At 66.4% G+C, this 14,006-nt stretch carries 17 protein-coding genes; 8 read left to right on the top strand and 9 right to left on the bottom strand.

What is annotated here, in order from left to right; genetic code table 11:
• The first annotated feature begins 182 nt into the window (after window positions 1-182).
• On the top strand, window positions 183-983 hold the full coding sequence (locus tag ACNQPB_RS01555) for a tetraspanin family protein (protein WP_498748534.1): 801 nt from the start codon (window positions 183-185) through the stop codon (window positions 981-983).
• 52 nt (window positions 984-1,035) lie between these two features.
• Here the strand turns inward: ACNQPB_RS01555 and ACNQPB_RS01550 are convergent, their stop codons facing one another.
• Both ACNQPB_RS01550 and ACNQPB_RS01545 read right to left on the bottom strand, forming a co-directional pair.
• On the bottom strand, window positions 1,036-1,743 hold the full coding sequence (locus ACNQPB_RS01550; protein WP_498748532.1) for a redox-sensing transcriptional repressor Rex: 708 nt from the start codon (window positions 1,741-1,743) through the stop codon (window positions 1,036-1,038).
• A gap of 66 nt (window positions 1,744-1,809) precedes the next feature.
• The gene (locus ACNQPB_RS01545; RefSeq protein ID WP_498748530.1) at window positions 1,810-2,064 is read right to left on the bottom strand and encodes a glutaredoxin family protein; all 255 of its coding nucleotides are present in this window, start codon (window positions 2,062-2,064) and stop codon (window positions 1,810-1,812) included.
• Between the two features lie 108 nt (window positions 2,065-2,172).
• Between ACNQPB_RS01545 and ACNQPB_RS01540 the strand changes: the two genes are divergently transcribed.
• The gene (locus ACNQPB_RS01540; RefSeq protein ID WP_498748529.1) at window positions 2,173-2,991 is read left to right on the top strand and encodes an HAD family hydrolase; all 819 of its coding nucleotides are present in this window, start codon (window positions 2,173-2,175) and stop codon (window positions 2,989-2,991) included.
• Between the two features lie 99 nt (window positions 2,992-3,090).
• Here the strand turns inward: ACNQPB_RS01540 and ACNQPB_RS01535 are convergent, their stop codons facing one another.
• From ACNQPB_RS01535 to ACNQPB_RS01525, 3 genes are all read right to left on the bottom strand, one after another.
• Entirely contained in the window at window positions 3,091-3,189 is a 99-nt protein-coding gene (locus ACNQPB_RS01535; protein WP_003792170.1) for a 30S ribosomal protein bS22, read from the bottom strand.
• Window positions 3,190-3,347: 158 nt separating this feature from the next.
• Entirely contained in the window at window positions 3,348-3,560 is a 213-nt protein-coding gene (locus tag ACNQPB_RS01530; RefSeq protein WP_074586973.1) for a helix-turn-helix domain-containing protein, read from the bottom strand.
• A gap of 146 nt (window positions 3,561-3,706) precedes the next feature.
• Window positions 3,707-4,867, bottom strand: a complete 1,161-nt coding sequence (locus tag ACNQPB_RS01525) for a 3-deoxy-7-phosphoheptulonate synthase (RefSeq protein WP_498748526.1) — start codon at window positions 4,865-4,867, stop codon at window positions 3,707-3,709.
• Window positions 4,868-5,239: 372 nt separating this feature from the next.
• Here ACNQPB_RS01525 and ACNQPB_RS01520 point away from each other — a divergent pair, with 372 nt between their 5' ends.
• Window positions 5,240-6,253, top strand: a complete 1,014-nt coding sequence (locus tag ACNQPB_RS01520; RefSeq protein ID WP_498748524.1) for a LacI family DNA-binding transcriptional regulator — start codon at window positions 5,240-5,242, stop codon at window positions 6,251-6,253.
• A 6-nt stretch (window positions 6,254-6,259) separates the two neighbouring features.
• Here the strand turns inward: ACNQPB_RS01520 and ACNQPB_RS01515 are convergent, their stop codons facing one another.
• Complete coding sequence (locus ACNQPB_RS01515) at window positions 6,260-7,177, bottom strand: M55 family metallopeptidase (RefSeq protein WP_498748522.1); 918 nt, start codon at window positions 7,175-7,177, stop codon at window positions 6,260-6,262.
• Window positions 7,178-7,250: 73 nt separating this feature from the next.
• Window positions 7,251-7,940, bottom strand: coding sequence for a FadR/GntR family transcriptional regulator (locus ACNQPB_RS01510; protein ID WP_498748520.1), 690 nt, complete (start codon window positions 7,938-7,940; stop codon window positions 7,251-7,253).
• 79 nt (window positions 7,941-8,019) lie between these two features.
• Here ACNQPB_RS01510 and ACNQPB_RS01505 point away from each other — a divergent pair, with 79 nt between their 5' ends.
• On the top strand, window positions 8,020-9,318 hold the full coding sequence (locus ACNQPB_RS01505) for an alpha-hydroxy acid oxidase (protein WP_498748518.1): 1,299 nt from the start codon (window positions 8,020-8,022) through the stop codon (window positions 9,316-9,318).
• A 37-nt stretch (window positions 9,319-9,355) separates the two neighbouring features.
• Here ACNQPB_RS01505 and ACNQPB_RS01500 read toward each other — a convergent pair whose 3' ends face one another.
• On the bottom strand, window positions 9,356-9,916 hold the full coding sequence (locus tag ACNQPB_RS01500; RefSeq protein WP_498748516.1) for an ArsR/SmtB family transcription factor: 561 nt from the start codon (window positions 9,914-9,916) through the stop codon (window positions 9,356-9,358).
• 157 nt (window positions 9,917-10,073) lie between these two features.
• Between ACNQPB_RS01500 and ACNQPB_RS01495 the strand changes: the two genes are divergently transcribed.
• Together ACNQPB_RS01495 and ACNQPB_RS01490 are read left to right on the top strand one after the other, a co-directional pair.
• The gene (locus tag ACNQPB_RS01495; RefSeq protein ID WP_498748515.1) at window positions 10,074-10,430 is read left to right on the top strand and encodes a hypothetical protein; all 357 of its coding nucleotides are present in this window, start codon (window positions 10,074-10,076) and stop codon (window positions 10,428-10,430) included.
• Entirely contained in the window at window positions 10,397-10,549 is a 153-nt protein-coding gene (locus ACNQPB_RS01490; RefSeq protein ID WP_498748513.1) for a hypothetical protein, read from the top strand. Before ACNQPB_RS01495 ends, ACNQPB_RS01490 begins: the two co-directional genes overlap by 34 nt.
• 2 nt (window positions 10,550-10,551) lie before the next feature.
• Here the strand turns inward: ACNQPB_RS01490 and ACNQPB_RS01485 are convergent, their stop codons facing one another.
• Complete coding sequence (locus tag ACNQPB_RS01485) at window positions 10,552-11,763, bottom strand: acetoin utilization protein AcuC (RefSeq protein ID WP_498748511.1); 1,212 nt, start codon at window positions 11,761-11,763, stop codon at window positions 10,552-10,554.
• 97 nt (window positions 11,764-11,860) lie between these two features.
• On the opposite strand from ACNQPB_RS01485, the gene ACNQPB_RS01480 reads away from it, so the two are divergent.
• Complete coding sequence (locus tag ACNQPB_RS01480) at window positions 11,861-13,294, top strand: TrkH family potassium uptake protein (protein WP_498748509.1); 1,434 nt, start codon at window positions 11,861-11,863, stop codon at window positions 13,292-13,294.
• A 40-nt stretch (window positions 13,295-13,334) separates the two neighbouring features.
• Window positions 13,335-13,973, top strand: a complete 639-nt coding sequence (locus ACNQPB_RS01475; protein WP_498749065.1) for a potassium channel family protein — start codon at window positions 13,335-13,337, stop codon at window positions 13,971-13,973.
• The last annotated feature ends 33 nt before the right edge of the window (window positions 13,974-14,006 follow it).

Genomic DNA, 14,006 nt, shown 5'->3' with positions numbered 1-14,006 from the left:
GAAAGTCTGGCCGAAGGCCGCGGTGTCCACCGGACACCGCGGCCTCTCCCTTGCTGGAAATCCGCGGGGAAATCGGGTCCCGCAGCCCAGCGCCGGGGTACGGTGGACATAAGCCAAGCTGGGGGCAGGGGTAATTGCTGGCCCGTCAGCCGAACCCGCAGTCGAACATGCAAAGGAATGCCATGAGCAACCTTCCGTACCCACCCGCCAACTCCGGCGAGAACGCCGGTTCCGGACAGGGCCAGCCCGAACAGCCCCAGTACGGGCAGCAGGCCCAGCCGCAGTACGGGCAGAACGCGCCCCAGTATGGTCAACAGCCTTCGGCGCCCCAGTACGGGCAGAATGCGCCCCAGTACGGGCAGAATGCGCCCCAGTACGGGCAATTCGGGCAACAGCCTTCGGCACCCCAGTACGGGCAGTCTCCCTATGGCCAGTCTCCGTACGGCCAGTCCCCGTATGGCCAAGCTCCATGGCCCAGCCAGCAGCCCTCCACGACGTCGGACGTTCCGCAGCTGGTGAACACGGCGTTCCTGATGATTGTGGGCGCCGGTATCCTCTCTGCCATCAGCAGCCTTGTCTTCGCGTTCACAGGGCAGGACTACATCATGACCGTGATGGAGCAGGCCGCCCGCCAACAGGGCCAGGCCCTGCCACCTGGGACGACCCAAAGCCTCAACGGGCTCCTGGCTGTCAGCGGCATCATCGGCGCGGTCATCAATCTTGGCTTGTATGCCCTGGTCGCGTTCCCGGTCCGCAAGGGAAAGAACTGGGCACGGATCCTTGGCACAGTGTTCGCCGCAGTGTCGATCTTCGGGCTCTTCGGGCTCTTCGAGCTGGGGCCGCTCTTCGGAATCCTTCAGCTCCTCACCATCCTGCTCGGCATCGCTGCGATCGTGATGCTCTACCTGCCGGCTTCGGCTCCGTACTTCCGCAAGGCACAGCCTTTCGCCAATCCCTACAGCCAGGGTCCGTACGGCCGCTAGGCAGGAACCGATCAACAACAGCGGGCGCAGTCCCGACCGCCGTCGGGCAATATCAGACGGCTTGGCCCGGGGTCTGCGCCCGTTGTGCGTGGTAGGCGAGGATCTGCAGCTCGGTGGCCATGTCCACCTTCCGCAAGTTGACGTGCGGAGGTACCTGCAGCAGCACAGGCGCGAAACTGAGGATGCTGCGGATCCCGGCCTTGATCACGCGGTCGCACACATCCTGTGCCACGGCAGCGGGCAGGGCCAGGACCACCATGTTGGTGCCGGTCCGTTGCAGGACCTGCTCGAGGTTCGCGGCATCGCTGACCCGCAGCCAGCCGACTTCGTTGCCGACCACCATGGGGTCGGCGTCGAGGATGGCCACCACGTCAAAGCCGCGCGACTGGAAACCGCCGTACCTGGCCAGTGCCTTGCCAAGGTTTCCGGCCCCGACAATCGCCACTTTCCAGTCGTGGGTCAGGCCCAGTGCGGCCGCGATATGGCGGCTCAGGTACTGGACTTCGTAACCCACGCCCCGGGTGCCGTAGGAACCGACATAGGAAAGGTCCTTGCGCAGGGTGGAGGAACTGACCCCTGAGGCCTCGGCCAGCGCTTCGGAGGAAACCCGCTCCACGCCTTCACCAAGGAGGGAGTTGAGCGCGCGCAGGTAGAGCGTCATCCGGGCCACGGCTGCGGGCGGGATCTGCTTGGCAGCAGAATCCTGCTCGCCCGGCGCGGGCTCGGCGGATGGTTCCAGCGCAGTCACGGTCTTCTCCATTGTGTTGCTTTGTTGTCCCACTCTATTGCGGGGTTCCCGGAGTCAACAAAGCCACCGGGGCCGCAGTCAGGACGCGATGGCCTTCTGCAGGACCCTGGTGAGCCGTGCTTCGTCGATCTTCCAGAAATCCCGCTGGATGCCGTCCACCAGGACCACCGGGATCTCCTCTGCGTAACGTTCGCGCAGTTCGGCATCGCCTTCGATGGACATTTCCCGCCACGGCAGCCCCAGCCCGGAGGCAACGCGCTCGACGGCGTCCCGCGCCGCAGCGCAGAGGTGGCAGTCGGATTTGGTGAGGAGGACGACGTCGGGAATCGGCATGTTCCAACGGTAGCCCGAGCCGCGGGGCGTCGTCGAAGCGCGCACGACGCGGGTTCACGCGGAAGGCGCGGCACGGCGTCCGGCAGGGCAATTGACTAGACTCATGGCATGCCCGACGAGAAGAACGCCGCTGTGGCCACCGCGCCGGCTGTGAAGCAGCAATACGGCGAAGCCGCATTCTTCGACGTCGACAACACCTTGATGCGGGGCGCAAGCCTCTTCCATGTGGCGCGGAAAATGTACGAACGCAAGGCCTTCACCCTGTCCCAGGCCGCGGGCTTCGCGTGGAAGCAGTTCAAGTTTGTGCTCCGCGGCGAAAACATGGATGACGTCCACGCAGTCCGCGATTCCGCCCTGACCCTGGCCGCAGGAATCAAGGTCTCCGAGGTCGAGGAACTGGGCGAAGAAGTCTACGACGAGATGATCGAGTCCCGGATCTGGCCCGGCACGAAGGCACTGGCCGAACAGCATCTGCGGGTCGGCCGGAAGGTCTGGCTGGTGACCGCGACGCCCGTCGAGGTCGCAAAAGTGATTGCTACCCGGCTGGGCCTGACCGGCGCACTGGGCACGGTGGGCGAAATCGAGGACGGCTCCTACACCGGCAGGCTCGTGGGTGACATCCTGCACGGACCGGCGAAAGCCGTTGCCGTTCAGCAGGTCGCTGACGAGGAAGGCCTGGACCTGCAACGCTGCTGGGCGTACAGCGACTCACACAACGACATCCCGCTGCTCACCCTGGTGGGCCATCCGGTGTGCATCAACCCCGACGCCTCCCTGCGCCGCCACGCCCGCGAAAACAACTGGCCGGTCTACGACTTCCGTTCCGGACGCCGCGCCGCCACCTTGGGCCTGAAGGCAGCCACGGTCGGCGGTGCCGTGTATGGCCTGTGGCGCGGCTTCAGCAAGTTCCGCGGCCCCCGGGTCTGACGCCTCCATATCTGACGCCTCCGGGCGCTGTGCTCCCCAGGGCGCAAAAATGCCCGCCGCCTCGAAAGGCAACGGGCATTCACGCACTGCGAAGTATTTCTACTTCTTATTGCGACGCTGGTGGCGGGTCTTGCGAAGCAACTTGCGGTGCTTCTTCTTGGCCATACGCTTGCGGCGCTTCTTGATAACTGAACCCACGAAAGTTCCTTACAAATAAGTGAAGTTCCCGCCTGCCGGACGGGGCCGGTGAAGGCCCCGCAACAGACGGATTCTTACAGTGACGTAAAACGTTCCTTAACAGGGTACCGCCTCGCAGCGGCACCCAATGACCGTGGACCCGCGAGGGCCCTTTGGCGTCAGGCGCTCTCCGAGCGGCCGTCCACCACGGCACCCTTGAGGTACTGGGCAACGGCTTCCTCGGGGACCCGGAATGACCGGCCGAACCGGACGGCCGGCATTTCACCGGAGTGGACCAGACGGTACACGGTCATTTTGGAAACCCGGAGAACCTCGGCCACTTCGGCCACGGTCATGAATCGCGCATTCGAGAAGTTGGTCTCTGCGGACATTCTCCATATTCCTTTGCTCTCAGCTGACAAGGACAACCCCAGCGCGCATGACTGCGGCGTTCCGATGCTGAGCCATCACAACCATGTGCTAGATACTTTAGAGGCTGCTGAGGCCAATGTGAAAGTCCCGGCCGCTACATTCATGTTCACACGGCGGCCGCCTGGCGGCGCTTGCGGGACGACGCCGCAAGCTGCTCCAGCACGGACGCCGTGACGTCCCATTCCATGCAGGCATCCGTGACGCTCTGGCCGTAGACCAGTTCCTGCTCCCCCGCCAGCTGAAGCCCGACATCCAGGTTCTGGGCGCCGCCCACCAGGAAGCTCTCCAGCATGACGCCGGCAACCGGCGAGGCGGGATCGGCCTCCAGCTGGGCGCCGATTTCCAGCGCAACCTCGGCCTGACGGTGGTGGCTCTTGCCGCTGTTGGCGTGGCTTGCATCGACGATCAGCCGCGGGTTCAGGCCTTTGGCTGACAGCTTTTCCGAGGCTGCCGCCACGTCGTCGGCAGAGTAGTTGGGCCCCTTGCGTCCGCCGCGCAGGATCACGTGCGTATCAGGGTTCCCCGCGGTCGCCACGAGTGCCGCGCGGCCGTCGCCGTCAATGCCGAGGAACGCCTGCCGGACGGCAGCTGCACCGCAGGCGTCGATGGCCACCTGGAGGTCGCCATCGGTGCCGTTCTTGAAGCCGATCGGCATGGAAAGGCCGGAAGCAAGCTGGCGGTGGATCTGGCTTTCGGTGGTGCGGGCGCCGATCGCGCCCCAGGCAACCAGGTCCGCCATGTACTGCGGGCTGATCGGCTCCAGGAATTCCGTAGCCGTGGGCAAGCCGAGCTCGGTGACCTGCTGCAGGAAGCCGCGGGCAGCGCGCAGGCCCGCCGCGATGTCGTGGCTGCCGTCCAGGTGCGGATCGTTGATGAGTCCCTTCCAGCCCACCGTGGTGCGCGGCTTTTCGAAGTAGGCCCGCATGACCACCAGGAGGTCTTCCTTGTGCTTTTCGGCCTGGCTGACCAGCCGGCGGGCGTATTCCAGCCCGGCCTTGGGGTCGTGGATGGAACAGGGACCGACGATCACCAGCAGGCGGTCGTCGACGCCGTCCATGATGGCCCGGATCTCGTCACGGCCGCGTTCGACGACGGCCGCGGCCTCCGCGCCGAGCGGCAGTTCCGCGATCACTTCCTGCGGGGCGGGCAGCGGTTCGAAGCGGCTGACCCGCAGGTTCGACGTCGAACGGCCGGACGGGATGCCGGCGCTGGAGCGGGAGTCCTGGCCGGCGTCGAGTGCGGCGGGGTTTTCGGCAATGCTGGTCATTTTTCGGGTCCTGTCCGGAAGCGGAGCGGGCCCTCAACAGAACCCGCCGGATATGGCGAAGGGCAGAGAATGATCTCTGCCCTGTTGGCTCTGAAGGTTAGTTGGATGCGTGTCAGTCAGACGCGGGCCCCTCCAGAGCCAACGAAAAATACGCATACCAACGCTTAGTCATGGACACACCATAGCCACGTAGGAGCTCCGGCCGCAAAACCGCGCCCGGTCTCATGCCGTAACAGTCACCGTCCGTATGGGCCTGCGCAATGGAAGGACATGCAGAGAAAGCGTTTCCCAAAAGTCGCTAGACTCAGCGCCAGGAGAACCAACCGGCCGCCGGGTGCGGCACGGCGGACAGGCAGCACCAAGAAGGAAGCCATGGCAGATCGGAGCAAACGGCGCCGCGTGGGAATCGGGGACGTCGCGGCAAAGGCGGGAGTTTCGCATGCCACCGTCTCGCGGGTCATGAACGGCAACACCACGGTCAATGCCGCCATCGCCGCGCGGGTCCAGGCTGCCGCTGCCGAGCTGAAGTACAAGCCGAATCCGGCTGGTCGCAGCCTCGCCTTGGGCAAAACCGAAACGATCGGCATCGTGGTGCCGGACTTGTCGAACCCCACGTTCCAATCCATCCTCCGGGATGTCAGCGTCGCCGCTGCCCGCGACGGCTACCGAGTGCTGATAGCGGACTCGTCCGAAGTCTCCAGCGAAGAAGCCATCCTCGCCGGAGAGGCACGGCGGCGATGCGACGGCGTCGTACTTTGTGCGCCCCGCATGAGCCAGGACGAACTCGAAGAGCTGGCTCCCACCCTCCATCCCCTGGTGCTGATCAACCGCACCACCGAATCCTCGTCGACCCCAAGCCTGGTGGTGGATTACGGTCACGGAATCCAGAAGCTCGGAGCACACCTGGTGGAACTGGGCCACCGCCGGATCGCCTATCTGACCGGCCCGGAGCGCAGCGCCTCCAACGTGCAGCGGCTGCGCGGGCTGGAAAAATTCGTCCAGGACTACCCCGAGGTCGAGCTGCAGTTCATCCCCGGGGGAAACACCTACGACGCCGGGAACGAAGCAAGCGACGCCGTCGCCTCATGCGGGGCCACCGGCATCCTGGTCTTCAACGATGTTGCGGCCATGGGCCTGCTGCACGGACTGAGCGAACGGGGTATCCGGGTGCCGGAAGACCTGTCGATCACGGGCTACGACGACATGCCGTTCGCGCGCTACACGATGCCGGGCCTGACCACCGCGGCTGTCCCGATCGCCCAGCTGGGCAGCCTTGCGTGGCGCCGGATGCGCGAACACATCAAGCACGCCGACGCCGAATCTCCGACCGACCACTTCGAGCCGCTCCTGGAAATCCGCGGCAGCACCGCACCCCCGAAGGCCTGACCATCCTCAGTGCGGCCAGGCCGGCTCGCTCAGTGCGGCCCAGTCGTCGAGGAAGCCCCGGCAACGCGCCAGGGCTACCGCATCCTGCTTCCGCAAGGCGGCCTCGCTGCCCAGATCTAGGCCGTCCTGGGCGTCGATGAACGGCTTGAGCGAGGCGCCCATGGCGGCCTGAAGGGCAGGGTACGCATCGCGGGCAAAATCGGTGGCGGTCCTGGTCAATACCTCCGGTCCGCTCCGGCTCAGGCCGTGGACCCCGTCGACCAATCCGGCCAGGTCCTGGTCCAAGGCCACCTCGAATGTGAATTCCGCCGGGAAGGCGATCTGCTTCAGGGGGCTGCGGGCCGTGGTTCGGGCGAAATCCCTGATGGCCTCGAAGCTCGAGGCGCGCGATGGGTGTTCGGGCAGCGCTTCGCCCCGGCTGGTGGCCGTTTTGACCGCGAGGAATGGCGTCCCGGCAAGGAAGCCATCCAGCTGCGGCCCGAGGGCGGCGTCACCGGCGACACCAAGGATCGGAATGCCGTCCAGCCACGCCCAGATGTGGCTCTCGGTGAGGGGCGCGCCGTCGGACGCGACCTTGAGTCCGGGCACCATCGTGTGGCTCATGAACCCGCCGGGCGTGCCCGCCCGGGCATGGAACCCCACTTGGAAGGCCGCGTCGAATCCCTTCGAGAAGGCTTCGTCGTCTGCCCGGGCAGCGCCGTCGGGAAGGTCCTCCCAAAGGATGTTCGGCCAGCCGAGTCCGTGGGCGTTGACGACGTAGACCTGGTTGCGTCCGCCGTCGATCAGGCCGGTGGCCGCGGCGATCACTTCGTCGGTGAAGTCCCGCCGGCCGGAGGTCCAATATTCTTCGAAGGCGGGCCAGCATTCATGGTGGTCCTGCACCCGGGACATGCCTTCCATGTCTGCCCACAATGCGATGCGCATGGTTGCCTCCTGCCTTTTGGGTTCGATCATAGGAGGACCGCAACCATTGGGGAATGCCCGGAAGCCGAGTTCCTCAGGCCGGGGCGTCGAGTCCGGCCTCGTGGTAGTAGCCCTCGATATGGGCGGCCACAAGCCCTGCCGCTTTGCCGCCGTCGCCGTCGTTGACGGCGTCCAGGATGGCGCGATGCTCGGCCCGGAGCCGGCGGGCGGTGGCGTCCCAGTCGGGCAGGTTCCCCGTCAGTTCGGCGGCGTACCCTTCGATGGCCTCGCGGAGGGATGCCATCATGGCGCTCACGACGGCGTTGCCGGCCGCCTCGGCCAGCGCAAGGTGGAATCGGACGTCCAGGGCCAGGAAGTCTCCGGTGCCCGGGCCGGCATCCATCTCCTCGAGGAGGGCGGCGGCCTCGGCCAGGGCGGGCGATTCCGGCCGTGCCTTGGACACGGCCCAGGATTCGAGGAGCACCCTGGTCTCCACGATGTCGGCCACCGGAAAGTGCCGGGTGGCGGCATGCAGCCGCAGTGCGGAACTGAGGGCAGTTGCCGGATCGGCGATGACCACGGTTCCGGCATCCTTTCCCGACCCGACGCCGGCCCGGACCACGCCCATCGCCTCCAGGATCCGGATCGCTTCGCGCACCGAGGTCCGCGAAACCGCGAGTTGTTCGGCAAGGGCGCGTTCAGCAGGCAGGCGGCCGCCGAGCAGGAGTTTGCCCTCGGAGAACTGCTTTTCGATCCAGCCCAGGACGAGTTCGTGGGTTCGCATGCCGGAATTCTACTTGATGTGGTCCAACCACATGGAATAGAGTGTGGTCCAACCACATCAGCGAGCCCGGAGACCCACCATGACGCAGACCGTCCAGCCCGCCACCAATGGCACCGCGGCACCGAAAAGCAGCGCCGCCGTCGTGATTCCGCCGGCCCTCAGGCGACGGATCCCCAAGTACGCGGATCTCGCTCCGCTGATGCAGTTCAAGAAACCGGAGTTCAGCAACGCTGCACGCCTCAAGCGTGCCTCCACCATCTGGGAGCTCCGGGACATCGCCAAGCGCCGCACCCCGCAGGCACCCTTCGATTACACGGACGGCGCTGCCGAAGCCGAAATCACCCTGCGCCGGGCACGGCAGGCTTTCCAGGACATCGAATTCCGGCCCGGCATCCTGCGCGATGTGTCCAGCATCGACCTCAGCACGGACATCCTGGGCAAGCCGTCCCGCCTCCCCTTAGGCATCGCCCCCACCGGTTTCACCCGGATGATGCAGTCCGAGGGCGAATACGCCGGATCGCAGGCGGCCCAGGCCGCGGGCATCCCCTACACCCTTTCCACCATGGGTACCGCCTCGATTGAGGACGTTGCGGCCGCGGCGCCGGGGGGCCGCAACTGGTTCCAGCTGTACCTGTGGACGGACCGGGAGCGTTCGCTCGAACTGATCGAACGCGCCGCCGCGGCCGGAAACGACACCCTGATGGTCACGGTGGACACCGCCGTCGCCGGAGCACGGCTGCGGGACGTACGCAACGGCATGACCATTCCCCCGGCCCTGACCCTGAAGACAGTGCTCGACGCCTCCTACCGGCCGGCCTGGTGGTTCAACTTCCTCACCCACGAACCGCTGACCTTCGCCTCACTCTCCCGTTACACCGGCACCGTGGCGGATCTGATCAACTCGATGTTCGATCCCACCCTGACCTTCGATGACCTCGACTGGCTCCGCGAAACCTGGAAGGGCAAGCTGGTGGTCAAGGGCATCCAGACCGTCGAGGACGCCGTGAAGGTGGTGGACCACGGGGCCGACGGCGTGGTGGTCTCCAACCACGGCGGCCGGCAGCTGGACCGCGCGCCGATTCCGCTGCACCTGCTGCCCGGGGTTTCCGCTGCCGTCAAGGAACGTAACCCGGAGGCCGCGGTCATCCTGGACACCGGCATCATGGGCGGGGCGGACATCATCGCAGCCCTGGCGCTGGGCGCGGACTTCACGCTGATCGGCCGGGCCTACCTCTACGGACTCATGGCCGGCGGGCGGGCCGGCGTGGACCGGACCATCGAGATCCTTGAGAAGGACATGGCCCGCACCATGGCCCTGCTGGGCGTCACGAAGGTCTCCGAACTGACCCCCGATCACGTGCGGCTGCTGCAGGACTGACGCACGCTTTCCACCCGGGCTGTTTCTTCCGGCCGAACTACCTCTTCCGGCCGAACTTCGGCAGGTTGGGCAGGTCCGGCAGCTTGGCCAGCAGGTCAGCGGCCTTCGTGGCGGCGCGGCCCACTGTGCGGCCGATCTGCTGGGGAACGGTATCGTCCGCCGCAGCCGGTGCAGGAACAACAGCGTCCTGTGCCGGCTGTGCTGCGTTAACGGGCCGCGCGGTTCCCACAGGAGCCTCGGACGTCCCGACGGCGGCCGGCTGGGCCGCCTGCCCCGCGCTCCGGGCGGTGGCCTCGCGGCGCTGGGCCGGCGCGGCGGCGGATGCAGACGCAGCGGGGCCGACGTCGAACGTTTCAAGCCAGCTGGCGATCCCGGCGAGGGGCTTCGGATTCAGGGCGTAATAGCGCTTCTGCCCCTGGGCGCGCATGCTGACGAGGTCCGCCTCGCGGAGCACTTTCAAATGCTTGGAAATGGTGGGTTGGCTGGCGTCGAGCTCCTGAACCAATTCCCCCACAGCTTTGTCCCCAGAGCGGAGGGAAACCAGGATGTCACGCCGGGTAGCCTCAGCAATGACGGCAAATACGTCGTCAGTCACCATGCCTCCCACCCTAGCGACATATACGTCAAAAGGCATCAACTATTTCACCATGACAGGGTCGGCAGGATCGTTGACCGGCCCCACCCCCGGTGGTACAACGAACTCACGGTCCAGGCGGCCATCCAGCCGCGGCCGGAGCGGGGCGGGGTGCGTGGCCATGACTGACTATCTCCGGCGGCAGATGTTCAACATCATCGCGGCAGTGTTCCTCATCTTGTTCGTTCTCGTGTGGCTGGCCGTCTTGCTGCGGGTGGGGACGTGGGTGCCGGTCGCCGGGCTCACTGCCCCGGCGCTGAACGGCGCCCTGGTGACCGCTGCCGGAGTCATGGCTACCTCGCTGGGTTCGCTGACGGCGTCGGCCCTGGGCTTCACGATCGCCGAGGTCAAACGCGAGCAGTCCGAAGCGCCGCCCGGCTCCCCGGGCGCTTCCTTCCGGCAGAGGTCGCCGCCCGGCTTTCCGGCCGGATCGTCGCCGCAATCATGGTCTACATGGCCGTGGGCCTGCTGGTCCTGATCATCTGGCTCGTGAAGGGATCTGCCTCGACCGACCTCATTGGGGCGTTCGCGCTGTCCCTGCTCGGCTGGCTGGTCGGCGCCGCCGGCGTCGTGTTCCAGACGGAGAAGACTTCGTAAAGTCAGTCGAACCAAGGATCCAGGCCGTGCAGCGGGAAGATCTCCTTGCGGGTGGCGATGATGCTGCGGTCCACGGCATCGCCCGGATCGTAGCCAACCTCCCAGGAACGCCACCAGATGTCCACGTCGTCGCCCATGCGTTCGGGGGCGTTGCGGCCGAACTTCTCACGGACGTATTCGAGCCAGTCCTCCGGCACCCGCGTGTTCAGGGGCACCGGGTTCTGCGCCACGATGCCGATCAGGTGGGACCAGGTCCGCGGGACCACCCCGGTAATGTCGTACCCGCCTCCGCCGGTGGCGATCCAACGATTGCCGCAGTATCTGGCAGCCAAGCCGGCGACGGCGGTGGCGGCCTCGCGCTGGCCGTCGACGCTGAGGTTGAGGTTCGTGAGGGGGTCGTTGGCGTGCGAGTCGCAGCCGTGCTGGCTGACGATCACCTCGGGTTCGAACGCGCCCACCAGCTGCGGCACGACCGCGTGGAAGGCGCGCAACCAGCCGGCGTCGCCCGTGTAGGCCGGCAGGGCGACGTTGACGGCGGTCCCCGGGGCGTGCGGCCCGCCGATCTCGTTGGCGAAGCCCGTTCCGGGGAACAAGGTCAGCCCCGACTCGTGCAGTGAAATGGTGAGGACCCTTGGGTCGTCCCAGAAGATGCTCTGCGTCCCGTCCCCGTGGTGGGCGTCGACATCGATGTACGCGATCTTCGCCACACCGCCGTCGAGCAAGCGCTGCACGGCCAGTGCCGCATCGTTGTAGATGCAGAAGCCGCTGGCGCGTTCCCGGGAGGCGTGGTGCAGTCCGCCGCCGAAATTCACCGCGCGCACCGCTTCGCCGGAGAGGACGGCCTCGGCGCAGAGCAGCGAGGCCGCGGCCAAGCGCGCGCTGGCCTCGTGCATTCCGGCGAAGGCGGGATCGTCGTCGGTTCCCAGCCCGCGTTCCGGGTCCGACGCCGTCGGGTCCTCGCTCGCGCGCCGTACCGCGGCAATATAGTCCGCACTGTGCACCTGCTGGAGTTCGACGTCGGACGCCACCCCAGGTGCCTCCAGCGAGACGTGCGGCAGCTCGAACAGACCGAGGGACTCTGCCAGCCGTGCCGTGAGTTCGAGGCGTGCCGGCGCCATGGGGTGGCCGGGGCCGAAGTCATACGCAGTCATGGCGGGACTCCACGCCACCGTCGTTGGCAGCGCGGACGGACGGAGGCCGGGCCGGGAAGTCATCAAAGACAGGCTAGCCTGTTCCCCCGGCTCCCGCGGGCGATTAGTGGTTTACTACTCAAGACAGCCGATCCGTCAACAAGAAGCGAAAAGCACTGCCATGACCCAGAGCCAGTCGAGGTCTCCGAGCCCGGCCAGCTGGCACCCCGACCAGCCCGAGCGGGAAGGCCTGTGGATCTTCACCGGCCTCCGGGACTTCATCGACAACATCGCCAACACCTCCCCGGCCCGGCTGGCGCTGACGGCGTTCTCCGTAGTGATCCTGCTCTTCACCGGCCTGCTGTCCCTTCCCGCAGCTTCAGCCGATGGGGTTGTCACTCCCCTTCATGACGCGATGTTCACGGCCGCCTCCGCGGTCTGCGTCACCGGACTCACGGTGGTCTCGACGGCGGCCCACTGGTCGTTCTTCGGGCAGCTGGTGATCCTGGTGGGCATCTTCGTGGGCGGCTTGGGAACGCTGACCCTGGCCTCGCTGCTCGCGCTCATGGTGAGCAAGCGACTGGGCGTGCGCGGAAAGCTCATCGCCCAGGAAGCCATGAACAACGCCGGGCGCCTCGGCGAGGTCGGAACCCTGCTGCGGATCGTCATCACCACCTCCGTGGTCATCGAAGGCACCTTGGCGCTGGCCATGATCCCGCGCTTCATGATCCTCGGAGAGGACTTCTGGCAGTCGGTCTGGCATGGCGTGTTCTACTCGATTTCGGCCTTCAACAACGCCGGGTTCACCCCGCACTCGGACGGCATCGTCCCCTATGAAACGGACCTCTGGATCCTCGTTCCGCTGATGCTGGGCGTTTTCCTGGGCAGCCTCGGCTTCCCCGTGGTGATGGTGCTGCAGCAGAACGGGCTCAACTGGCGGAAGTGGAACCTGCACACGAAGCTGACCATCCAGGTCTCCTTCATCCTGCTGGCAGCCGGTACCGTCCTCTGGGCCCTGATGGAGTGGGACAACACCCGGACGATCGCCCACATGAACCTTGGCGACAAGATCATCCACTCCCTTTTCGCCTCCGTGATGACCCGTTCCGGCGGTTTCAACCTGGTGGACCAGAACCACATGGAGTCCACCACCATGCTGCTCACCGACGCCCTGATGTTCGCCGGTGGCGGGTCGGCGTCGACGGCGGGCGGCATCAAGGTGACCACCATCGCCGTCATGTTCCTCGCCATCGCTGCCGAGGCCCGCGGTGACGCGGACGTGAAGGTGTACGGCCGCACCATCCCCCAAGGCACCATGCGCGTGGCCATCTCGGTGATCGTGGCAGGCGCCACGCTGGTGTCCGTGTCTTCGTTCCTGCTCCTGCAGATCAGCGGGGCCACCCTGGACCGGGTGCTCTTCGAAACGATCTCCGCCTTCGCCACGGTGGGGCTCAGCACCAACCTCAGTGCCGAGCTGCCGCCGTCGGGCGTCTATGTCCTCACCGCGCTCATGTTCATGGGGCGCGTCGGCACAGTCACCCTCGCCGCCGCACTGGCCCTGCGCCAGCGCAGCCAGCTGTACCACTACCCCGAAGAAAGGCCGATCATTGGCTAACACCTCAGGCGCCCCCAACCGTCCGGCGCACAATGCTCCCGTGCTGGTCATCGGCCTGGGCCGCTTCGGCTCCGCAACCGCCGAGCAGCTGGTCAAGCAGGGCCGCGAAGTCCTGGCGATCGAACGGGACCGGGCCCTCGTGCAGAAATGGGCCCCCGTCCTCACCCATGTGGTGGAGGCCGACGCCACGAACATCGATGCCCTCCGCCAGCTCGGCGCCCAGGAATTCAGCTCCGCCGTGGTGGGTGTGGGCACCTCGATCGAGTCCTCGGTGCTCATCACCGTGAACCTCGTGGACCTGGGCATCGAGCATCTCTGGGTCAAGGCCATCACGCCCTCGCACGGCAAGATCCTGAGCCGGATCGGCGCCAACCACGTGATCTATCCGGAGGCCGACGCCGGCGTCCGGGCCGCGCACCTGGTGTCAGGGCGCATGCTGGACTTCATCGAGTTCGACGACGACTACGCCATCGTGAAGATGTACCCGCCCAAGGAAACCGTGGGCTTCACCCTGGAGGAATCCAAGGTGCGCTCCAAGTACGGCATCACGATCGTGGGGGTGAAATCCCCCGGCGAGGACTTCACCTATGCCCGGCCCGAAACCAAGGTCTCAGGCCATGACATGCTCATCGTCTCCGGCCACGTGGACCTGCTGGAACGCTTCGCGGCCCGGCCGTAAGGTTCGGGCCGGCGGGGCCGCCGGCCCCTCCGT

This window comes from Curtobacterium sp. LFS079 (assembly GCF_047977865.1).
Lineage (GTDB): Bacteria > Actinomycetota > Actinomycetes > Actinomycetales > Micrococcaceae > Arthrobacter.
Note: the sequence above shows the minus strand (reverse complement) of the source record. Positions and strands in the feature narration are given on the sequence as shown.